Here is a 22522-nt window from a genome sequence, read left to right as displayed (position 1 = left end):
TACGTAAACTTCTAAATTATCTCGGAATAATATGTACTTTCGCATGTGTCACTCCCGTCTGTGACGAAATGGCATTCACGCACTCTTCCACCTCGGCAATTTTGCCTTTCAGTATCACCGTCTCCATACAATTATCATGATCCAGATGCACATGCTGTGCAGTGATAATCACGTCGTGGTGGTCGTACTGTAGTTGATTCACACGGCTGGCGAGTTGGCGTTCGTGGTGGTTGTAGACATAACTGAAAATAATTAGGGTCAGTGTAAAAATAAACTTATATAGTTACCAGCGATTAGATTAATTTTACACTGACCCCAACACTGACCCCAATAATCCAAATAATCCACAAGACCTCGAGTCTCCCCTCCAAGAGTTGACCTGCCAGCAGACTGAAACCCGACCCATAGCCGCCCGCCTTGAGCCATAGGCAGACAAACAGGGGCTGGATGATCGATGGCTATTATGTTGGCTTGGCGTGAGAGTAGGATTTTGTCCAGGAAATAGTCGGACCATCGCTGTGAAAGTTTTTGTCGCATTTATATTTTGAATAGACGTAAAAAAGCCCAGTAAACTGGGCTTCATATTTCAGTAGTTCATCACTACTTACACGCTACCGGAAAATTATTCCGGTTTAATGTTTGCGGCTTGCTCGCCTTTAGCGCCAACAATTATATCAAATGATACACGTTGACCTTCATTGAGGCTTCTGAAGCCACCATCTGAAGTAATTGCTGAGAAGTGTGCAAATAAGTCCGCCCCACCGTTCTCTGGAGTGATAAAACCAAAACCTTTAGCGTCGTTAAACCATTTTACATTGCCTATAGCCATGTTAATTCCTTTTTGTAATATTGATAAGGCATTTGCCTGAAGTTAGGCGAGGAACAAGACTTAGGAATGAAAAAGAGAAGAAACTTTGGAAAGAAACTTAACTGATAAAAACTAGACAACTTGTAAATCACCACCCACTCACTATGGGGCAATGTTATTTAAATAGCAAGGTTTATTTATAATGATACCAATATTGATATATTTTATTTATATTTTTTGCGAGTTTCTACTCATAAAAAATTTAAAATACCAAAGTGCAGTTGTAATCCTCCCTAAAACGACTAGGGACAGGTCTAGCATCGTAGCAAATAGTGCCATTATTTAATTAAAACCACCAAATCTAGCATTCCAACATTTCAGGGCACTGCGCTAAGAGAATAAATTTAACATTATCAATACCTTAAGAATAAATATCTTCCCACTGGCGAATTTAATATGTCATGTAGCCTACCAAAATCGCTCTATCTCATATGCATCAAAAGTGGCATCTGCCGAAATGATTTGCAAGTGCTCTGCCTTGGCTTGTGCGATTAACAGCCTGTCAAAGGGGTCTTTGTGATGGGATGGTAGGTGTTCGGTGTAGTAGATATGCGCTAATTGTATTGGCAACACATCAAAATAATTTTCAGCGGTGAAAGTTGAAAAAAATGTTGAAACTGGTTGATCTAACCTGATTTTGCCTAATCCAGTTTTAATCGAGAGTTCCCATGCGCTTACAGCACTGACAAATTTGCTGTTATCAGTATCAGCGATTAAATCTCGTACACGGTTACTCAGTTTTGGGTCGTCATTAACCCACCACAAAAATACGTGCGTATCCAATAAAAGACGCATTACACATAATCCTCAAAGCCTTCTGGCGTCGCGTCAAAATCATCTGCGATGTACAGTATGGAGCCTTTTCCTGTGCCAGGTTGTGGCTTTTTTGGTTTTTCTGGCACAATCGGTGAGAGCTTGAGTAACGGCTTGTTATCTTTCGCAATAATCACTTCTTCACCCATCATGGCTTTTTTAACAAGGCTTGAAAAGTTGGCTTTTGCTTCTGCAATATTAAATTGAGTCATCTTGATCGCCTTAATCACTTCATGTTGGTCATCCTACATGACCAACATTAACATTACAACCACTCCCCCGCAAATGACCGCCTATCGCCCAATATGCTACCCGCGAGCTGTTCATGCGCTTACACTCGCGCATGTGGCAATCAAGTGATTATCTCAACTACCTCGGAATCACATGCACCTTCGCATGCGTCACCCCGGTCTGTGACGAGATCGCATTTACACAAGCCTCCACTTCGGCAATCTTGCCTTTCAGAATCACCGTCTCCATACAATTATCATGATCCAAATGCACATGCTGGGCAGTGATAATCACGTCATGATGGTCGTGCTGTAGTTGATTCACACGGCTGGCGAGTTGGCGTTCGTGATGATTGTAGACATAACTGAGCGAGGCGACACAATCGGCTTGTGTATGGTTGGTGTTTTCCATCACGGCGTCATCGAGTGCTTTACGCACTAAATCCCTGAAGGCTTCTGAACGGTTGACGTAGGCTTTGACGGCAACCAGCTGGTCAAAAGCATCGGCCAGGTCATCTTCGACCGAAATAGTAATGCGACGCATACATTCTCTTTACAATATAAAATGATTAAAAAGCATGCGCCCTTTTGTAGACGCATGCTTTTAATATACCGCAAATATGCTCGTTCTATCTTTGGCGAATTAAAAGTTATAGGTGAGTGCGAGGCGCGCTGAGCGGGGTTCTACCGGATGAAAGTGTTTGTCGTTCACCGGGGTAGCTTCGCCTGCCAGTTGTGATTCGTAGTAGTAATCGATATCGCTGGCTTTGCGGTCAAACAGGTTAAATACATCTAGCGTCAGCGTGGTGCGCGGGTTGTAGCGATATCCAAGGCGTGCATACGTTAGCAGCGTGGCGTTTGAGCGCACAGAGTTATCTGCGACGAGTGCGCGTGGGCCAAAATAGCGTAGTTGCATGCTACCAAACCAGTTGCCCCAATTGGTCACGGTGGCGCCTAGCGAGGCCACTTTGTTAATTGACCCTGGAATATAGCGGCCTGGCTCAGCGGGGTCTTCTTTGGTGAAGCGCGCTTTAGATAAGGCGAGGTCCATATCCAGCAGCAGCCAGTCATTCACCACATAATGGTTATTCCACTCAATGCCGGTACGACGGCTTGCGCGGCTTGGCTCAGTTTCGCCTGCATCGCCGACAAACACCAGTTCAGAGTCGATATCCAGTTGCCACACGACCAACGAGCTTTGCAGGCCGGGCACCCACTCTGTGCGCACGCCGACTTCGCTGCCACGTGTGCTGACCAGCGGTGTGACAGGTGAGGCTGCTGAGCCATCCGCCAGGCGGGTTTGGGTGGTGCCGCGCGCATCGTTGCTATGAAAACCTTTGCCGATATTGTAGAAAAACTCGGTGTTGGCCCATGGTCCGACAATCACCGAGAGCTTGGGCGAAGTAATGCCATCACTGGTGTTGCCTGAGTTTCCGTTAATGCTGCTTTTGACATCGAACTGGTAACGGTCATAGCGCACACCGACCACTGTGCGTAATTTTTCATGCCACCAGACGGTGTTTTCAGCAAACAGGCCTGCACTACTTTCTTCCACCTTATCAGACCGTATCAATGAAATACGCTGCGTGTTTACCGTGTTATACAGCGCCACCGGGGAGAGTTTGTCATAGCGCGTTTGTATGCCCAGATTGTTTTCCATTGGCAAACCCGCCAATTCACCCAGCCATGACTTACTGAGATTCACGCCGAGCATGGTACGTTTTTCGCTCTGGTTAAACTGATCACCATTAACAGGGTCATTCAGAAAATAGGTGAAGTTGCTGTAGAGGTCTAACTCGGAACGCACGGCATAAGCGCTCATCTGCCAGCTACCCTGCTGATCCCGGTGTTGTTTGTTAAATGACAGGCTGTAGCGTGATGAATCTCCGCCATCGCTAGGGTCTATGGCATCAAAGCGGCTGATTTGACCGGACTGCACTGCGCGCCTTGGAATTTGATCGGTGCTATTCCAGCGATTGCGGTAAGCCATCGCAGTCAAAGTCGTGCTGTCATGCGCATCGCCTTCGCTGTAGCGCAACAGACCGTTGTATTTCCTCACACCTTCTGCGACCTGCCACGGGCCATCGTAGTGATTCATATCCAGCGCATAGAGCAAATGTCCGTCTGCAAGCGGTACAGAGTTTGCCAGCAACATGCGCTGATAATCGTAACTACCTATGGTCAGGCTGGCGATGCCTTGTGGCAATTGATTAACCAGGTGCAATCTCGCTGCACCGGCCGAGGAAAAATCCCCTTCTTCTGCTGAATAGGGCCCTTTTTTATAATGGATATGGCTGACCAGCTCAGGGATGAGGAAGTTTAAATCTGTGTAGCCCTGCCCATGCGCATGGGTACGCATATTCACAGGCATGTCATCCACATAAGTGGCGAAGTCTGTGCCGTGATCAAGGTTAAACCCGCGCAGGTAAAACTGGTTGGCTTTGCCGCTGCCACTGTGCTGAGTGGCGATCATGCCGGGTACAAATTCCAGAATCTCTCCCGTGCGTAGAGTCGGTCTGTTTTTGATCAACGCCGCATTCACGGTGCCTTCGCTGGCTGCGTCGGCTATGCCGATTGCATTGTCATAATGCCCGCGCACATCGACTTCATCCAGGTGAAGCGCTTCGTTCGCTTGCGCCATTGGCGTGACCAAGCTGGCAGATAACAGCATCCACAAGATTGGGTATTGCTGCATGTGTAAGGATGGTTGCATTGAAAGTCGCCTATCGTATGATTTTTTTTATAAACTTCATACAAATGGATTATCCTGAAATTGCGGGCAAGGGTGAATAAGTAATATAACGCAAAGTAATACATGAAATATTGAACGCCAGCACCCCTTGCAATAGCGTTGACCCCTGGATAAACGCTCGCTAAGATAAACGATCGCTAGGATAAGCCCACCCCTCTATTTGTTAACCGAACTGGACCGCGCGCATGAACACTTTTGAGCAGGAGTTTCTGAGTAATTATTTAAAATTCGGCCTCGGCTCCATGCCCAAGTCAGACATTGATGCCCTTGTCATGCACTTGCTGGACACCTATGGACTGGAGGGCAGCCCACTGGCGAATTACAGTAACCAAACGGTGAGCGAGCGCCTGAAAACCCCGGTCGCAAAAATCAAAAAACTGCGCTATGAGGCAGCATTAAAATTTGGCGGACGCCCGGAAGACCAGGCCATGGGCAGGCTGTTGGCAGCGCTCAGCAAGGCCAGCTTGGAGGCAGACGGCGAGAAAGTCTGCCTGATCATTGAAGATGTGCTCGCCAAACACTGGTTGCAGGGTCAACTCAAAATACATCAACAGATTTTCGATTACTCGTTTAATACCGAGATTGTGAAGGTCAGCGCCAGCGGGCTGTTTGCAGTATTGGGCAGCGTGTTTGACAAAGACGAGCTCGAGCTTTTTCAACAAAGCTATGATGTTGCTAAAAAGAAAAAGACAGCTCAGGAAAGAGTCGCTGCCTTTAAATCGGCTGCGAAAAAGTTTGCAGAAAGTGCGGCCAGTGCAGCAGGGGCTGGTGTGGTGAAAGTGTTACGTGCGCATTTGGGGCTGTAAACAGGATGGCAGTCTGCGGGCAAGTAGATGAAAACCCTTTGCAAACTTTGGATTGAGGTTGGCTTTTGTGTGTCTTTGTGAGTAGTAGGTCGGGTTTCTTTTCGCCTTTAGGCGAGTAACTTTTCTTTGCTTGCATAAAGATAAAGTCACCAAAAGAAAGTGCACCCCAGCTTCCGCTTGTTTCCTTCGTTGCTCGGCTTAGGACTTTCGTCCGTTGCTTTGCCGGACTTATAGTCAAGCGCTCGCGAAACTCATCCTAGCGGCCTGCACAATTCGCAGTCCACTGCGGGATTCAGACAACCGCTCGCTTCATCTTATTTTGCCTGCGCTACTCGGCGCGGCAGATGGGGCCCCTCCACCTCACCCCGGCCCTCTCCTGCTAGGAGAGGGAGAGAAACAGAGGCTGAAAGGCTTGATTCAAATAAATAACAACCAAATAAATTGATAGGCTGCTTTTAAAAACCTAAATTGATACGCGCTCTTTGGTGTTCGGGGCCCCCATCTGCCGCGCCGAGCAACGCAGGGTTGTCGGGAGTTTTCGGCCATCGGCTGACCGAATCCCGCAGCAGCTCACGTATTGTGTGAGCTGCCAGGTTGAGTTTCGATGGACGCCCGACAAGCCGAGTAGCGCACGGATAAAGCGGAAGCTGGGGTGCACTTTCTTTTGGTGACTTGTTCTTTGTGCAAGCAAAGAAAAGTTACTCGCCTAAAGGCGAAATGAAACCTGACAAACAACCACTAACACCCCATACTATCTTATAAATCTTCTCCATAAGCTATGGACAACTGCAATTGTTAACCATCCATAAAGCACAAAGAAAAACCAGAATAATTGAGGAGATTCCTCAACAGAAACAATAGAAAAGCCTTTTTTACTAAGTACAAAAAGACCTTTTGTGAAGATAGCAATAACAAATGAAAGAGATACAAAAATACACCCAAAAAATTTTACAACTCGAAAAAAATCTAATGGTGCTGATTTTTGTTCTTGAGTTCTCGCCAAACTTTTGGAAATAGACTCATTTTGCTTTTCTTCAAGAGACATTAAGTATTTCCTTCATTTTAAACAAATGGCACTTTGCAAAACATCTACATCGGGCGCCTACCAGCTATCTTCCACCGCAAACAACCGTTTATGCTCACGTATCGCATAGCGGTCCGTCATGCCCGCAATATAATCCGCAACCGCCCTCGCCTGATCTTGTTTAGCCGCAAGTTGATGCTCGTCCGGCATCAACTTGGGGGATTGCATAAAGGCATTAAACAATTCTTCGATAATGCGGCTGGCCTTGGCACTCATACGGTTAACCTTGTAGTGCTGGTAGAGGTGCTTACGCAAAAACTGCTTGAGTTCGAGATTTTTGTCGGCAATGGCCTGGCTAAAACCAACCAGGTAAGGTGCTTTGCGTACATCGTCAATACTCGCAGGATGCACCTTGGCAATCGCTTGCTGGCTTTGCTCGCATAAATCGATCACCAGCACATTAATCATGCGGCGTATGGTTTCATGAATCAGGCGTTTCTCTTCAATCTCGCCATACAGCTTTTTGACTTCTGCCATATTTTCGGCAAACAGCTGAATGCCAGACAATTGCTGGATGGTGATCAGGCCAGAGCGCAGGCCGTCATCCACATCATGGTTGTTATAGGCAATTTCGTCTGCAAAATTGGTAATCTGCGCTTCGAGGCTGGGGGATTCCTTGCGTAAGAAACGCTCGCCCACCTCGCCCAGTAGCTCGGCATTTTTGCGTGAGCAGTGTTTGAGGATACCTTCCCGCACTTCAAACGTCAGGTTGAGACCATCAAAACTGGCATAGCGGTTTTCCAGCACATCGACTACGCGTAGGGACTGCAGGTTGTGCTCAAAGCCACCATAGTCTTTCATGCAGTGGTTAAGTGCATCCTGTCCGGCATGGCCGAACGGGGTATGGCCGAGGTCGTGCGCCAGCGCAATGGCTTCGGCCAGATCTTCATGCAAGCCCAGGGTTCGGGCGATACCGCGTGTCAGCTGGGCGACTTCGATGCTATGCGTGAGGCGGGTACGAAACAGATCTCCTTCGTGGTTGACGAAGACCTGGGTTTTGTATTCCAGCCGACGAAAAGCGGTGGAGTGAATAATACGGTCGCGGTCACGCTGGAACACATTGCGCGTGGGGGACTCCTGCTCGATGACGCTGCGGCCACGCGTTTGTTCTGGGTGTGCGGCAAAGCTGGCTAGGGTCATCGTGTGTCTCGTTTAGGTCGTGAGTGAGAGGGTTTGTTTGAGCTTTTCGGCATCGTAATCGGCGGTGATAATGGCCTTGCCTATCGCTTGTTGCAAAATAAGCCGAATGCGGCCATCGGCCACTTTCTTGTCCAGTTGCATCAGGCGTAGATATTCGTCTGCACCGAGGTCTGGCGGTGTAATAGGCAATTTGGCAGCTTGCATGATGGTTTGGATACGGGCCACTTGCGCGGCATCCAGCCAGCCCATGCGTTGCGACAAATCGGCGGCCATCATGGTGCCGGTCGCCACCGCCTCACCATGCAGCCAGACGCCATAACCCATGGCATTTTCAATGGCATGGCCAAAGGTATGACCGAGGTTGAGTAAGGCACGCTCACCTTGCTCATGCTCATCCGCGGCAACAACTTCGGCCTTGTTCTGGCAAGAGCGATAAATGGCATAACTGGTGACTGCCGGGTCTACGGCCATCAGTGCCGGCATATTGGTTTCCAGCCAGTCAAAAAAATCAGCATCGCGGATCAGGCCGTATTTAATCACTTCAGCGATACCGGCCGACAGTTCGCGTTGCGGCAGGGTGTTGAGCGTTTCGATGTCTGCCAGTACCAGCTTGGGCTGATAAAAGGCGCCTATCATGTTTTTGCCCAGCGGGTGATTGATGCCGGTTTTACCGCCGACGCTGGAATCAACCTGCGACAACAGGGTGGTGGGGACTTGAATAAACGGCACACCGCGCAAATAGGTGGCGGCGGCATAGCCGGTGAGGTCGCCAATGACGCCACCACCGAGTGCAATCAGCGTGGTATTGCGCTCGCAGCGTTGTTGCAGTAAATGGTCATAAATAATTTGCAGGGTTGCGTTATTTTTATAGGCTTCGCCATCAGGCAGAATAATCTCAATAACACTGACGCCGGCCTCGCGCAGTGGCTGGGCCACGGCCTGCATATAAAGAGGGGCAACAGTGGTATTGCTGACAATCGCGACTTGTTTGCGTTTGAGGTGTGGCAATATCAAATCAGCCTGGCCCAACAGGCCACTGCCAATATGGATGGGGTAACTGCGATCAGCCAGGCTGACGGTCAAGGTTTGCATGAGGGCTCCAGCGCGTTCAATGCGGATTCAATTTTATGGATAATCACGGTCACCGGCTGATGGCCGGTATCGACAATCAAATCTGCGGTTTCGGTATACAAAGGGTTACGTGCGTGAAACAGCTGCTCAAGTTTGGCTTTAACATCCACATTTTGCAGCAAGGGGCGATTTTTATCGTTACGCGTACGCAGATACAGCTCATTGACATTGGCGCGCAAGTAAATCACGTAGCCATACTGCTTGAGGATGGCCCGGTTTTCCGGGGCAATAATGGCACCACCACCAGTGGCCAGCACAATATTTTGTTGTTCAGACAACTCTTCCAGCATGGCAGTTTCACGTTTGCGAAACCCTGACTCGCCTTCCAGTTCAAAAATGGTCGGGATTTTGACACCCGTACGCTGCTCAATCACCTGATCGGTGTCATAGAACGTTTTTCCCAGATTTTTGGCAATCACTTTGCCGACGGTGGTTTTACCCGCCCCCATCAATCCAATCAGAAAAATATTGCTTGGTATGTGTTCGCCCATAAAAAAGCCCAACCGATCAAGTTGGGCATTTTAAGTCAAAGGCCGCGTGCTGTCAGTAAGCACACACGGTTGCACCCCTGATTAATTCAAATTCAGGCTCTCATCCATAATTTTAGGCGTGATAAAAATTAGCAACTCGGTTTTGTCTTCCTGCTTGGTGTTACGTTTGAAAGCGTAGCCCACGACAGGCAGATCACCGAAAAATGGCACTTTATCGGTGGACTTGCGCGACACCTGCTCATAAATCCCGCCGAGCACGACAGTTTCACCGTTGCCGACCAGCACCTGTGTTTGCACGTTTTGCGTGTTAATCGCGACCCCGCCCGAAGTTTCCTCCCCTTTGCTGTCTTTACGCACATCCAGATCCATAATAATTTTCTGGTCGGGCGTAATCTGCGGAGTGACTTCGAGGCTTAACTCGGCCTTTTTATAGCTCACCGCCGTCGCACCGCTGCTGGTGGCAGACTGATACGGAATTTCCACCCCTTGGGCAATACGGGCCTTTTGCTGGTTGGCCGTGGTCACCCGTGGACTGGAAATCACTTTACCGCGCGCATCCGCTTCGAGTGCAGACAATTCCAGATTGAGCAAAGCATTAGCCGACAGTTTAAGCAAACTCAGCGCCACACTGCCAAAGGCATTGGTCACTGGCAGATTGGACATCAAATCCGGCTGACCATCTGAACTGGTGAGAATGCTGCCGCCATTGGTCGCGGTTTGAATACTGCCGTTGTGTGTGCCCTGTGTGGCTACGCCGGTGGCAGAAATCTGGGTAAACCGGTTACCCAGGCTACCGCTGACGGTCAGGTTGGTATTGGTGCCAGGTGTGCCGGTTTGCGTGATGCCAAAGCGCGCACCCAATGCCTTGGAGAAGGTATTCGAAGCAATCACCATGCGTGATTCAATCATCACCTGCTTCACCGCCACATCCACCTTGTTGATAATAGACTGGATTTCTTCGAGCTTTCTGGGCGTATCCTGCACAAAAATAGTATTGGTACGCGCATCATAGGTAACGCTCCCGCGTGGCGACAAAATACGGTTGAGTCGGTTAGAAGACGAGGCGGAGGAAGAGGCCGTGCTACCACTGCTGCCGCCCATGCCAGGACCGCCACCCAATAACATATTGCGGAAATCGGCTGCTTTTTGATAGCGCAATGAAAACACTTCCGTGCGCAAGCTTTCCAGCGTTTCGCGCTCGGCTTCGGCAGTCAGTTGCGCTTTTTCCTTGGCTGCAAACTCTTCGGCAGGGGCCACCGAGATGACGCTGCCATTGACACGCATATCCAGGCCTTTGCTCTTCATGATGACATCCAGCGCCTGATCCCATGGCACATCTTTCAGGCCAATGGTCACCGTGCCTGAAACAGTGTCACTGACCACGATATTTTTACCTGTAAAGTCAGCAATCACTTTCAATACATCCCTCACATCTACACGCTGAAAGTTCAAAGACAGCTTTTCACCAGCATAGCCTTGTCTGGAGCCCTGAATCAGCTTGTTCGGGTCTTTGACCAGCGGACGGATATCCACCACCAGCTTTTTATCCATCTGATAGGCAGACTGCTCCCAATCGCCGTCTGGTTCGATCACAATCTGCGCCTGCTGATTGCGGCGTATTGCGTCAACATACATCACCGGAGTATTGAAGTTAATCACATTCAATCGACGTTGCAAATGTTCAGGCAGGTCGGTATTGGCAAAATCAATCACCACAGCTTTGCCAGCATTTTTGACGTTCACACCCACATTATTGTCTGATAATTCGACCAGAATACGGCCTTCGCCATTTTTACCGCGGACAAAATCAATTTTCTGAATACGGTGCTGATTGAGCACTTCGGCATCCGCAAAGCGCTTGGCGGGTGTTGGCAAAGTGGCTGTTTCGGCTGACTCCTGAGCCAGTGCCACCACCACGGCATTATGCTGAAGTTGCAACTGATGGGCGACAGGCTTGGTCAGGTTGAGCACCACACGGCTTCGATCATTGGCCTGTGCAATTTGCAATGACTTCAACACACCTTGATTCACCATCACTATGTTTTTTCCGGTGGCATTGTGCGTATGCGGGATATCAAACACAATCCGCGGAGGATTACTTAAAATAAAACTGGTAGGCACCACTGGCAGTGCCTCATTTAGCTGTATCTGCACATTCAGGCGGCCGCCCGGTAAAGAAGTGACATCGACCGTTTGCAACTGATGCGTACTCACCGCATCCTCGGCGGCTTGCACTGAAACATGCATTGCCATGCATCCCAACCACAGAGTCACCCACACACCCATGTAATAAAATTTTTTCATCATTGATTACCCTGCAATTCCAACGTGGTCATTTGGTCCGTCCACTCGCCAGTGGTGGCATCTTGTACCGTTTCTTTGACTGTCATTTCATACTTCAACGTTTGTTTGTTCTCAGCCAAGGCGGTAATTAAGCCCAGCTTTTCACCAATGTAATTACCTTGTTTTACCTGATAAATCATATTGTCCGGCGTCTGTATGGTGGCGTAAGTTTTGTGTTGTCGGCTAACGACTCCAACAAACTTGAGTCCTTCCAGCGGATAGGCCTCTAAAGGTTCCCGAGGGCGTTTCAGGTCTGGCTGGTTCAAGTTTTGCGCTTCTGCTTTTCGTGGCACAAATGGATCATGTAACGCACCGTCAGCGTTATAAGGCTTGGAAACAAACGCCTGTACTTGTGGTAACGGCTCAATATTGACTGGCAAGTGACTGCTGGTTTCTTGCATAAACGCAGTCAAATCGTCGCTTTCCGGCCCTGCACAGGCAGCAAGTAGACAACACACACACACCCACAGCGTTGAGTTCGCCCTGATCATTTCTTCCCTGCCTTTGTCTCTAGCGCTTTGCGGGCAGCCACTTCTTCAGCATCGAGATACCGATAGGTCTTGGCTACCGCTTCCATGACCAGTGCATCTTTGTGCGCTTTATCATCTTTACCTACAGGCTGGATTTGTACATTGTTTAAAGTCACGATTCTGGATAGCTTGGCCACCTCACTCGCGAATGTGCCAAGTGCGTGATAATGGCCAATCACCTTGATGCTGATCGGCTTTTCGGCATAGAACTCCGCATACACTTCTTCTTGCGGCACAAAGGCCTCGAAGGACAAGCCCTGCCCCAAACCAGCCTGATTGATATCGGTGAGTAAACCATCCATCTCTGACTTATCAGGCAACTGCTTGAGCAGCGTGCCAAATGTCCGTTGAATTTCGATCACCTGCTTGGAGTAGGCATCCATCTTGATCGCCTGAACCTTTTTGGCCAGATACTCATCACGCAGGCCCTGCTCTTTTTCTTTCTCGCCGCGCAACTGCTTGAGGTTAGGATTAATCACTGTGAAATAACCAAGGGCAAGCAAGATCGCAGCAAGTACAGTCAACAAGACTGCCTTTACCGGCAGTGGCAAATTGCCTGCATTATTTAAATCTATATTATTAAAATCAGAAAGTTGCATGGCCATGGCTTATCCTTGTGGAACCGCTGCCGCCGCACTGGCGGGCGCTTCATCCGGCTTGTCCTGCTTTAACATCACCTTGAGTACAAACTCGAACTGCTTGCGTTCCGGCTGGCTGTTATTGGCTTTAATCTCAACCAGATTGGGGCTCTGCATCACCATAGAGCTACTCAGGTTATGTACCAGTGTGGCCACCCTTGCATTGGTATCAGCCACGCCTCTCAGGTCAATTTCATTGCCACTTTGTTTAATGCTTTTCAAGGTAACGCCTTCAGGCAACTGCCGCGCCAATTCATCCAGCACTGACACAGCCTGATTACGACCGCTTTGCAAGCCTTCCACAATTTGTTTGCGCTCCAGCACGCGCTTGATCTGGTCTTTCAAGCCGGTGATAGCGACAATTTCGCTGTCCAGCCGTGTAATTTCATCCTGTAATCGCTGATTACGGCTTTGCTGGTCTTCGATGCGTGATTTGATATAACTCCAACTCACAAACAAAATGGCGGCCATCACCACAGCGACCAATGCAGCCATCAAACCAAACTCTCGTTGCCGCTCTGCACGCCTGATCTGCCGATGTGGCAGTAAATTAATCTTGATCATGCATCGACTCCCCGCATGGCCAGTCCACAGGCAATCAGCAATGCGGGAGCATCTTGCATCAATTGCGATGGTTTGATTTTGTTAGCCAGTGTCATCGCCTGAAACGGATGCGCGAACACAGTATGAATACCTGATTTCTCCTCCACCAGCGCCGTCAGCCCTGGCGTAGAAGCTACGCCACCCGCCAGCAACAAATGATCAACCTTGGCATATTGGGTAGAGTTGGTAAAAAACGATACTGCTCGCGTCGCCTCGGCTGCCAGTGACTGCATAAACGGCTGCAAGACTTCCTGTGCATAAGACTCTGGTAGCCCGCCCTGACGTTTGGCAATTTCGCTCTCTTCGGCAGACAAGCCAAAGCGGCGCTGGATTTCCTGGGAGAGCAAGGCGCCTCCAAACGCCTGTTCACGGGTATATACCGAATGCGCTCCCACCATCACATTCACATGCGTGACGAACGCGCCGACATCAAAAATCATAGTGACAGTGCGTTTACCCACCTCGGGTAATTGGCGCACAATTTGGCGATAGGCCATTTCAGTCGCATAGGTGTCGACATCCATCACGCCGACTTTCAATCCAGCAACCTCAGCAACGGCGACACGGTCATCAATCCGTTCCTTTTTGGCCGCAGCAATCAACACTTCAACCTCATCGCCCCCTTTACCGGCAGGACCCAGCACCTGAAAATCCAGATTCATTTCATCCAGCGGAAAGGGGATGTACTGATTAGCCTCGGATTCTACTTGTAACTCCATGTCTTCTTCGCGCATGTCCGCTGGCATTAATACCCGTTTGGAGATGACAGCAGAAGTCGGCAGAGCCATGACAATATCGCGCCCGCGCGATCCCAGCAAACGCCAGGCAGCGCGCATGGCATCGGCAACCTGATTCAGGTCATTAACATTGCCATCAGTAATCGCACCTTTGGGCAAGGCCACACTGGCATAGCCATCCAGCCGGAACTGCTGCTTGCCACTGACCGACAGCTCCACCATTTTGATGGCCGTCGCACTGACATCTACGCCAATGGCACTGGTTTTCTTGCGTTGTAAAAAGCCTAAATTCAACGGTTTAGCCCTTTGTGTTCTTTCATCTTTCAAATGCATGCATCATCTATGCCAACCACCAGGTTGGCGCATGCAAAAAACTTGTTTTATCGCAGGCCACTCATTCAGACTGAGGGCGATTATTTGCATGATTCCACAATAAACTGCCGATGAATTGGCAAAAAAAGATTACAATTCAGGGGTAATTCTCACGATGAGTCACACAAGGCATGCATCCAAAACGTTGGTTACAGTATTTTCTTTTCCTTTCCATCATCGGTAGTTTGATTGTCGGCGCATTACTGGTACTGATGATCAGTATCCTGTATCCGTCGCTGCCCTCGCTGGAGGCACTCACTGACTACCACCCGAAACTGCCCCTGCGTATTTTTGATACCGACGGTGAGTTAATCGGCGAGTTTGGCCAGGAAAGACGCGCGTTTGTGCCTATTGAACAAACACCGCAAGTGATGAAAGATGCAATTCTGGCGATTGAAGACCGGCGTTTTTATACGCATAACGGGATTGATACCACCGGGATTGTGCGCGCGATCCGCAACAACCTGACGGGCCGTGGGCACGAGGGTGCCAGCACGATCACCATGCAGGTTGCCAAAAACTTTTTTAGCGGCCCGGATGCGCCCCGTAACATCTGGACCAAAATAAAAGAGGCCATGCTGGCGATTAAAATAGAAAACGCCATCAGTAAAGATAAAATCCTCGAGCTTTACCTGAACCAGATTTACCTTGGCGAACGCGCCTACGGCTTTGCTGCCGCCTCCAAAACCTACTTTAATAAAGAGCTCAGGCAAATCAATCTGGCAGAAGCGGCCCTGTTAGCTGGCCTCCCCAAAGCCCCCAGCAAATATGATCCATTTATCCACCCGGACTATGCAGTAAAACGCCAACATGAAGTATTGCGTGATATGCGCCGTTATGGGCTGATCAGTGCGCATGCGTTTGAACAGGCGATGCACACACCGCTCAAATTCCAGTCCGCCAAGCTGGTACAACCATTAGGCTCGGAATACGTTGCAGAAATCGTGCGAGCCACACTCTATCAACGCTATGGCGAAAAGATTTATTCGAGCGGCCTGAAGGTCACGACCACCATCCGCAAGCAGCATCAGATCGCAGCCAACGCCGCCGTCATTCAGGGCGTGATTAATTTTGAATTAAGACACGGATTCCGGGGGCCAGAAAAGGTATTATCACTACCCTCCCCTAAAATAAGCCCTGCCGAAGGCGCAGAGCTACTGCGCGAATTTGTCACTTATAACCAGTTTGTGCCCGCTTTGGTCACCAAGGTCGAGCCCGACCTGCTCACCGTGGTCACCAAGCGCGGGGAAGTGCTTGCGCTACAAGACAAAGCGCTTTTGCTGGTCAAAAACCATATACTGCCCAAAAAACCAGGGCCAACAACAGTGGCGCCTGGTGCTGTGATTCGGGTGTATCACCATGCCGAAGGATGGATGGTAGTACAACTACCCGAAGTGGAAAGTGCTTTCATGGCGCTCAACCCCGAAACGGGCGAAGTGAATGCACTGGTGGGCGGATTTAACTTTCACCGCAACAAATATAACCATGTGACGCAAGGCCGCCGTCAACCGGGCTCAAGCTTCAAGCCATTTATTTATTCGGCAGCACTTGATAAAGGCTATACCCCTGCCAGTGTATTTGAAGATGCTCCGATCAGTTTTTCATCCGAACAAACAGGCAGTGGCAATGCCTGGGAACCGCATAACTATGATGAAAAATATGCTGGACCAATGCGGCTGCGTGAGGCTCTGGCACAGTCAAAAAACACGATTTCGATTCGCCTGATGAGTGCGATTGGTGCCAGATACGCCCAGGACTATCTGCGCAGGTTTGGATTTAACCCTAAAGACCATCCCCCTTACTTGTCTACCGCACTTGGCGCCGGATCGACCTCGGTCTGGCAAATGGCAGCGGCCTACGCCACATTCGCCAATAGCGGATATCGCGTACATCCTTACTTGATCGAAAAAATCGTCGATAGCCGCGGCAAGGTGCTACAAGCTGTGCAGCCAGGCAAGCATGTGTCTGAAACGCGCGTGATTGACCAGCGCAATGCCTTTATAATGACAACCATGCTGCAAGACGTTGTGCGTAACGGGACGGCGAGAGCGGCACTGTCATTAAGACGTCCGGATATTGCTGGCAAAACCGGCACCACCAATGACCAGTATGACGCCTGGTTTGCCGGTTACCACCCTAAAGAGGTCGCGATTGCATGGATGGGTTACGACAGCCCCCGCAATTTGGGCCGAGGGGAAACGGGTGGGCGTGCAGCACTGCCAATCTGGATCAAATACATGCAAGAAACACTTAAAGGCATGCCAGTCTATCAGTACAAAGTTCCGGAGGGCATTGTTCAACTAAAAGTGGATGCTTATACCGGCGCCCAGGTTGGCGAAGACGATCCCGGTATTTATGAATACTTCTATGAAGAATTTTTACCGCAGTCACAACCCGAGAACTTGCCGGGCCTGTTTGACCCTGAAGATCAACACAAGGAAGAGGATGAGCATGAACCTTCTTTTCTGGAGCGTTTAATGGGTGAACATACTTCTGGCAATGAAGATAAAAAATTGCCAGTGAATCCGGCTGCAAAGTTGTTAGCACCCAATTAACAAGTACCTGCCATGTTTGATGACTTTTCGAGTGACCTGCGTCAGGAAATCGCCCAGTCTGCTGCCAGACTGATGTATGAGGAAGGCATCAGTGACTATGGCCGCGCCAAACGCAAAGCGGTTAAATCCCTCGGCATTACGCAAGATGTTCCCTTGCCGACCAATGCCGAAATTGATGAGGCCTTGCGTGAATATCATGCCTTGTATTCTGATGAAGCGGATGCAGCACACTTGCTGGATCTCCGGCAAGCCGCTTTGCATACCATGCAAATATTACAGAAGTTCAACCCGCATTTAACTGGCACCGTGCTGGAAGGCACTGCCGGGCCTTACGCCGACACGGATATCCATGTATTTGCCGAGAGCACCAAAGAACTGGAAATTTTTTTGTTAAACCAGAATGTGCCCTACCGCATGGATGAACAGCAGTACCGCATGTCTGACAGGCCCAGCAAGCAAAAGCATGAATTACTTCGCAAACGGGTGCCAGTGTTGTTGGTAGAAACCACTTATGGCACGCAACGTATCAGTGTGTTTGAGGCAGATGACATGCGTAGTGCACCGCGCAAACATGGAGAGCGGACAGGCATTCAGCGGATGAGTTTGCTACAGTTTGATCTGCTGATGCAAACATATCGGATAAACAAGCAGCCTTGAGCGACGTTACGACGTAACACCTGACAGCGAGGCTGATCCACCTATTGCAGACTGATTTTCCCGTGTCCCAATACCGTGCCAGTGGCATAAGCCACATCAATCAGTGCCACCTGATAATCACTGATGGCACGAATTTCTTTAAGTTGCGCCTCCCCCAGGCGCGTCAGCGTTTCAAGCACTTCGGTCATGGTACGCAAGCCTTCATTAAACTGCTTGAGCTCCGCCTCGTAGTTGATCCCGGCGACCAGCACCTGTTGACGTGCGGCAATAATGCGTTGCCAATTCTGGTCCACCTTGTCCAGAGCATCGTAAATTTCACGCTTGACCGTCAGAGTTTGCAGAGTTTTGGTGGTCAAGCGCTGCATGCGCTGAGCAATCGCCCTGTCCAGTTTGGCTTTTCTGGCCTCGTTGCTGACCGGCATTTCAAACTTGAGCCCCAGCGACCAGTCGCTGTAGCGTCCGTTAAACAGATCCTGACCAATATTGCCAAAACGCTCGCCTGAGCCTGACAGTGCACCGTACTGGTAATCGAGTGTAAACATGGGCAGCGTCTGGTTTTGCAGATATTCGATCTGGATCAAATCCGCACTGAGCTTGAGCTCCTGCTCCAGCAACTCAATACGACTGTCCAGTGCATCCCGGATCAAGTGGCTGCGGTCAAATTCAAACTTGACCAGATTTGGTGGCGTAACAGGAACCCACGCCGACTGACTGCCGCCGTCATCCAGATCATTGAGCAAAAACTGCAACTGCCGGTGTGCCAGCTTTAGATTGGTCTCGGCGACAATGAGTGCTTCCATACGGTCGGCTACGCCAATCTCAGCACGGTTAATTTCAACCGCGGCAGTAATGCCTTCCTGCACCCTGCGCTTCACCATGGCCAGATTCTGGCTGGCGTATTCAAACTGGTTGCGCCGCACATCCAGTGCAGCCCACGCCTCATACAAATCCCAGTAAGCCTTATCAACCGTGGTCACAATACGAATGGTTTGCAATCGGGTTTTAAGTTGTACCCCGTCCCGGTCCAGTTCGGCAATGCGGATGCTGGCCTCGTTCACATCCCGCCCGGCGTTACGCAATAAGGGCTGGCTGAAAGAAAAACGCAAGGCACTGCGATACTGATCACTGGCAAACTTGCCCAGGCTTTGCCGGTTTTCCAGAGGCGCACTCAAGGTCACCGTACCCCCGGTACGTAACGGGACTTTCACACCCGCTTCCACATCCCAGTATTGCTTACGCTGGGCATCCAGATTAAGCTTCGCGGACTCACCATCGAGCAAGGGATTGTCCGACTTGATAATGACCTTGTCGCCGGACATGGCTGGCGTATCTTTGTCAGCATATTTGGCATAAGCAAAAATCACCTGGTCGAATTTTGCCTGCTCTTCGCGCAAGGATTGATTGGCAATCCCCGGATCCATTTTAACCACTTTGACTTGCAAGTTGTTTTGCAAGGCACGCTGGCGCATATCTGCAATGGTCAGCTGTGTGCCTTGCTCTGCTGTGGCCGACAAAATACTGTTGGTTTCTGGCTTATCAAAGGGCTGCAAGGCACTTTTCAAATCGATGACTACGGGGGTTTTTCGCTGATCCTGTTGCTGCTTCACCGCGTCATGTAACGGGACGCCAGGCTGACGACTGTATTGTTCCAAGGCTCGCCCCTCCTGGCGCTCCAACCGTTGTCTGGCACGCACATCCTCAATGTCTTCGGCGGCTATGCCAATGCCCGAGAAGGCTGCAAGCCAACCGGAGAAGGTGATCCACCATACAACCCTCATGCCGGCTTGCCTCCGCCACTATTGAGCGGTACAGGTTCATGCGGAATTCGCGGCGGGAAACCATTCAACAGCCGCCACAACTCGTAACCGATGGTCACGCGCTCCAGCAACACCCAGCCTTTGGCGCTGATGCCTTGCCGCAAGAATCTGGGCGATGGCCATTCGGGAGTGCCTTCGCTTGGCACCACCATAATCCGGAAGTGTCCGGAACCGTTATCCGTCGGGTCAACAAAGGCAATTTTGCCTTCAAATGTACCTACACCCACTTGTGCCCAGCCTGGCACCTGAATAGCGGGCCACCCCTCAAACTCAAGCCGCACAACACTGTCTCGCGTAATCAGCGGCGCATCACGGCCATCCACCCACAATTCGACTGCGCGTTCAGAAGTATGCGGCACGATCACCAGCAAGGGATCCCCCTGCTTGATGATTTGCGACTGTGAGTTGACCGGCAGCCTGAAAATAGTGCCAGCGCGCGGTGCCGCAATTTTTTGCATATTCTGCCGTGACAACGAAATTTCAGAGGTATGCAGGCTATTTTCACTATCGGCCATTTCACCTTTAATTTTGTTGATCACGGCCGTGGTTGAGTCAAGATAAGCCTGTGTATCCGAACGCACCTGCTGAATATCTGCCTGTGCTGAACTGGCTTCTGCCTTTGCCGATTGCCACTGCGCCTGCGCGCTGTTCATGTTGCGGCTGGCAATAATCTGATCCCGCTCAGCCAGCTCCATATCGCGCTTGGATACAAGACCATCGCCTAACAAACGTTGCAAACGCTGTAGTTGCAAGCTTGCTGCATCCAGCGTGGCTTGGGCAGAATTTACCGCCTCCTGACTACTGCGAATCTTTTGCGTAGCGACATCGAGTTTGTACTGAGCAGCCGAAATCTTCGCATCCCGTGCTGCCGTAAGGTTTTGCCTCTGCAGCTCATAAGCGCGCAACTCATCTTGCTTTGCGCCAAGCTTGGTTTGCAGATTATCGCGCTGCGCTTCAAGCCGTTGCTTGAAATTAGGATCGGTGTCAGCAATTTCGAGCAGCAAGTCGCCTTCTTTCACTTGCGAGCCCTCTTGCACATGCCAGCGATTAATTAAACCACTGACGGGTGCATCAATGGTTTGTACCCGTTCGGAAGGAGAGTAAGCAGTTACCTTGCCCAATGCAGTGACATTTTGCTGCCAAGGCAAAAACATAAAAAAGGCAGGCAGTCCCAGCAAGAGCCAGGCCAGTCGTTTGATCCACACACGCAAGGAATCAGGTGTTTCAACGCCATGCATCAGGCTGATCTGCTGTTTACGCTGCATCACCGCCTCCTTTTGCCTCTGTGGCGGTTTCCAGTTGTAGTACCTGCTGAAATTGTTGTGCAATATGCTGGAAGCGGGTGGTCACAATCAACATCCAGTCAGTTTCCTGGCGCTTCAGCAAATTCAACACTTGGTCCAGTTCATGCTGCGCCAAACCATCTAGCAAACCATCAATAATCATTAAATCTGGCTTACCGATGATGGCCCGTGCCAGCATCAGTCTTTGTAGCTGAGTATAGGTCAATGGCGCACCAAAGTCCGTCAACTCGGTTTCAATACCGTGTTCGAGTTTACTGATATCATCCCACAAGCCCAGTACCTGCAAAACATCTATCACCATGTCGATTTCAATATCTGCGCGGTGCAATCGCAGGTTTTCAAAAATACTGCCATGTTGCCATTCCACCTTGTTGGCAACCCCGATATGATCACGCAGGTGGTTGAGATCAAGCTGTCGCAAGTCGATGCCGTTGTATGCCAGATATCCCTGATCGGGTTGCCGCAAGCCAGTGATGAGCTCCAGTAAAGTACTTTTGCCACTCCCCAATCCGCCCAAGATCGCCAGACCTTGACCACGTTGTAATTTGAAGTTGAGTTTATTCATCAGTGCGCTTTGCCGGTGATGTTTAAACCCCATATCGAACGCCTGTAGTTGCTGATAGCCATCCCTGCTGGCCTGATGTTCGCCTGACGTCTCCTGAGGCAGGGTTTCAAGTACGCCAATTTTATCGACCGCTGCAAGCAGATCATAAAAATATTCAAGCTTGGTAATAAAACGCACAAAAGCTGAAAGCACACCAAAAATAATCAGCTCGGCTGCCACAAACTGCCCAAGGTTGATTTGCCCTTGAATCACTAATGTGCCGCCCAAGATCAACATGCCTGTGCCAATCAGTGCGTACAAGCCCACGCCACTAATCAGTTGCATCATCAATACCTTAAAGTGACGGGTTCTTGCTGTGAGGTAGTATTTGACCAGATATTCGGTATGCGCCTGCGTGCGTTGCCTTGCTCCGTAAAACTTGGATAACCATTTATTTCTGGCAATGTTTTCCAGCCAGGCCGCCATATTGTATTTAGCTTTGGACTCCTGTATCGCACTCTCTTCGGCTTGTTTGCCAAGCCCGAACACAATCGCCCACAACACTATCAGCATGATGACAACAAGAATGCCAAAATACAGGCTGTAAAAAAGCAGCACAATACTGCCTATCAGCCCTTGCAGCAGCGCAGTCAGACCGATGGTCAGCAAGGTTGCGACAGATTTTTGCACGGTTTGGATATCGAAGTAGCGATTCACCAGTTCAACCGTGTTGTTCTTGTCATACACTGAAATATGAATCTGCTGCATGTTGTCGGCAATTTGCATGCTGGTGCGCACAAAAATTCTGCGCTGAATCAGTTCAACCAGAAAACTTTCAATCGCGTAAATAGCGCCGGAGAGTGCCAACAAGCAAAAAAGAATAAACCCGACCACATACAAGGGTTGCAGTACCCCGCCCATGGTGACGATATTCACCATCGTTTGTACGGCGACCGGGGTCGCGATTCCCAGTACCCCGTAGACCAAGGTTAAATAAAACAATAGCAGGATATCCTGCTTTTCGAGTTTGGCAATTTGCAAGACTCGCTGCAAAGGCGTCATGGAGTTTTCTAGGTGCATGGTCATCGAGTTATTTTAATTTGGCCC

At 49.8% G+C, this 22522-nt stretch carries 21 protein-coding genes; 3 read left to right on the top strand and 18 right to left on the bottom strand.

The window, feature by feature from the left end; all coding sequences use genetic code 11:
• Positions 1-16: 16 nt before the first annotated feature.
• The 6 genes from nikR (Q9291_RS01105) to Q9291_RS01080 all read right to left on the bottom strand — a co-directional run bounded on the left by nikR (Q9291_RS01105) (position 17) and on the right by Q9291_RS01080 (position 4582).
• Positions 17-250: a nickel-responsive transcriptional regulator NikR gene (gene nikR, locus Q9291_RS01105; protein WP_306388261.1), complete on the bottom strand. Its 234-nt coding sequence runs from the start codon at positions 248-250 to the stop codon at positions 17-19.
• A 372-nt stretch (positions 251-622) separates the two neighbouring features.
• A complete protein-coding gene (locus Q9291_RS01100; RefSeq protein WP_306388135.1) occupies positions 623-829 on the bottom strand; it encodes a cold-shock protein in 207 nt (68 codons plus the stop codon).
• 447 nt (positions 830-1276) lie between these two features.
• Entirely contained in the window at positions 1277-1663 is a 387-nt protein-coding gene (locus Q9291_RS01095; protein WP_306388134.1) for a type II toxin-antitoxin system VapC family toxin, read from the bottom strand.
• Complete coding sequence (locus Q9291_RS01090; protein ID WP_306388133.1) at positions 1663-1893, bottom strand: type II toxin-antitoxin system Phd/YefM family antitoxin; 231 nt, start codon at positions 1891-1893, stop codon at positions 1663-1665. The genes Q9291_RS01095 and Q9291_RS01090 overlap by 1 nt, the downstream gene beginning before the upstream one ends.
• A gap of 157 nt (positions 1894-2050) precedes the next feature.
• On the bottom strand, positions 2051-2455 hold the full coding sequence (gene nikR, locus Q9291_RS01085) for a nickel-responsive transcriptional regulator NikR (RefSeq protein ID WP_306388132.1): 405 nt from the start codon (positions 2453-2455) through the stop codon (positions 2051-2053).
• 99 nt (positions 2456-2554) lie between these two features.
• Positions 2555-4582, bottom strand: coding sequence for a TonB-dependent receptor (locus Q9291_RS01080; RefSeq protein ID WP_370530721.1), 2028 nt, complete (start codon positions 4580-4582; stop codon positions 2555-2557).
• Between the two features lie 266 nt (positions 4583-4848).
• On the opposite strand from Q9291_RS01080, the gene Q9291_RS01075 reads away from it, so the two are divergent.
• Positions 4849-5469 carry a hypothetical protein gene (locus tag Q9291_RS01075; RefSeq protein WP_306388131.1) on the top strand — a complete coding sequence of 207 codons (621 nt, stop codon included), beginning with the start codon at positions 4849-4851 and terminating at the stop codon, positions 5467-5469.
• 751 nt (positions 5470-6220) lie between these two features.
• On the opposite strand, the gene Q9291_RS01070 is transcribed toward Q9291_RS01075, so the two are convergent.
• The 9 genes from Q9291_RS01070 to Q9291_RS01030 form a co-directional block, all read right to left on the bottom strand.
• A complete protein-coding gene (locus Q9291_RS01070; RefSeq protein WP_306388130.1) occupies positions 6221-6514 on the bottom strand; it encodes a hypothetical protein in 294 nt (97 codons plus the stop codon).
• A gap of 57 nt (positions 6515-6571) precedes the next feature.
• Positions 6572-7693 carry a deoxyguanosinetriphosphate triphosphohydrolase gene (locus tag Q9291_RS01065; protein WP_306388129.1) on the bottom strand — a complete coding sequence of 374 codons (1122 nt, stop codon included), beginning with the start codon at positions 7691-7693 and terminating at the stop codon, positions 6572-6574.
• 12 nt (positions 7694-7705) lie between these two features.
• Positions 7706-8785: a 3-dehydroquinate synthase gene (gene aroB / locus Q9291_RS01060; protein ID WP_306388128.1), complete on the bottom strand. Its 1080-nt coding sequence runs from the start codon at positions 8783-8785 to the stop codon at positions 7706-7708.
• Complete coding sequence (locus tag Q9291_RS01055; protein WP_306388127.1) at positions 8773-9315, bottom strand: shikimate kinase; 543 nt, start codon at positions 9313-9315, stop codon at positions 8773-8775. The genes aroB and Q9291_RS01055 overlap by 13 nt, the downstream gene beginning before the upstream one ends.
• Before the next feature lie 81 nt (positions 9316-9396).
• Positions 9397-11622: a type IV pilus secretin PilQ gene (locus Q9291_RS01050; RefSeq protein ID WP_306388126.1), complete on the bottom strand. Its 2226-nt coding sequence runs from the start codon at positions 11620-11622 to the stop codon at positions 9397-9399.
• A complete protein-coding gene (locus Q9291_RS01045) occupies positions 11619-12149 on the bottom strand; it encodes a pilus assembly protein PilP (RefSeq protein ID WP_306388125.1) in 531 nt (176 codons plus the stop codon). The genes Q9291_RS01050 and Q9291_RS01045 overlap by 4 nt, the downstream gene beginning before the upstream one ends.
• Positions 12146-12787: a type IV pilus inner membrane component PilO gene (locus Q9291_RS01040; protein WP_306388259.1), complete on the bottom strand. Its 642-nt coding sequence runs from the start codon at positions 12785-12787 to the stop codon at positions 12146-12148. Before Q9291_RS01040 ends, Q9291_RS01045 begins: the two co-directional genes overlap by 4 nt.
• Positions 12788-12796: 9 nt before the next feature.
• Complete coding sequence (locus tag Q9291_RS01035) at positions 12797-13390, bottom strand: PilN domain-containing protein (RefSeq protein ID WP_306388124.1); 594 nt, start codon at positions 13388-13390, stop codon at positions 12797-12799.
• Positions 13387-14460, bottom strand: coding sequence for a pilus assembly protein PilM (locus tag Q9291_RS01030; RefSeq protein ID WP_306388258.1), 1074 nt, complete (start codon positions 14458-14460; stop codon positions 13387-13389). The genes Q9291_RS01035 and Q9291_RS01030 overlap by 4 nt, the downstream gene beginning before the upstream one ends.
• A gap of 209 nt (positions 14461-14669) precedes the next feature.
• On the opposite strand from Q9291_RS01030, the gene Q9291_RS01025 reads away from it, so the two are divergent.
• Both Q9291_RS01025 and Q9291_RS01020 read left to right on the top strand, forming a co-directional pair.
• On the top strand, positions 14670-17093 hold the full coding sequence (locus tag Q9291_RS01025; protein ID WP_306388123.1) for a penicillin-binding protein 1A: 2424 nt from the start codon (positions 14670-14672) through the stop codon (positions 17091-17093).
• Between the two features lie 12 nt (positions 17094-17105).
• Positions 17106-17750 carry a hypothetical protein gene (locus Q9291_RS01020; protein WP_306388122.1) on the top strand — a complete coding sequence of 215 codons (645 nt, stop codon included), beginning with the start codon at positions 17106-17108 and terminating at the stop codon, positions 17748-17750.
• 41 nt (positions 17751-17791) lie between these two features.
• On the opposite strand, the gene Q9291_RS01015 is transcribed toward Q9291_RS01020, so the two are convergent.
• From Q9291_RS01015 to Q9291_RS01005, 3 genes are read right to left on the bottom strand one after another with little or no spacing between them, the layout of a single operon-like run.
• Complete coding sequence (locus Q9291_RS01015) at positions 17792-19528, bottom strand: TolC family protein (RefSeq protein WP_306388121.1); 1737 nt, start codon at positions 19526-19528, stop codon at positions 17792-17794.
• Entirely contained in the window at positions 19525-20832 is a 1308-nt protein-coding gene (locus Q9291_RS01010) for an HlyD family secretion protein (protein WP_306388120.1), read from the bottom strand. Before Q9291_RS01010 ends, Q9291_RS01015 begins: the two co-directional genes overlap by 4 nt.
• The gene (locus Q9291_RS01005) at positions 20822-22501 is read right to left on the bottom strand and encodes a peptidase domain-containing ABC transporter (protein WP_306388119.1); all 1680 of its coding nucleotides are present in this window, start codon (positions 22499-22501) and stop codon (positions 20822-20824) included. Before Q9291_RS01005 ends, Q9291_RS01010 begins: the two co-directional genes overlap by 11 nt.
• Between the last annotated feature and the right edge of the window lie 21 nt (positions 22502-22522).

The organism is Methylophilus aquaticus, from assembly GCF_030769565.1.
GTDB classification, from domain to species: Bacteria; Pseudomonadota; Gammaproteobacteria; order Burkholderiales; family Methylophilaceae; genus Methylophilus; species Methylophilus aquaticus.
The sequence above is the reverse complement of the archived record's forward strand: the minus strand, read 5'-3'. Positions and strand labels throughout refer to the sequence as shown.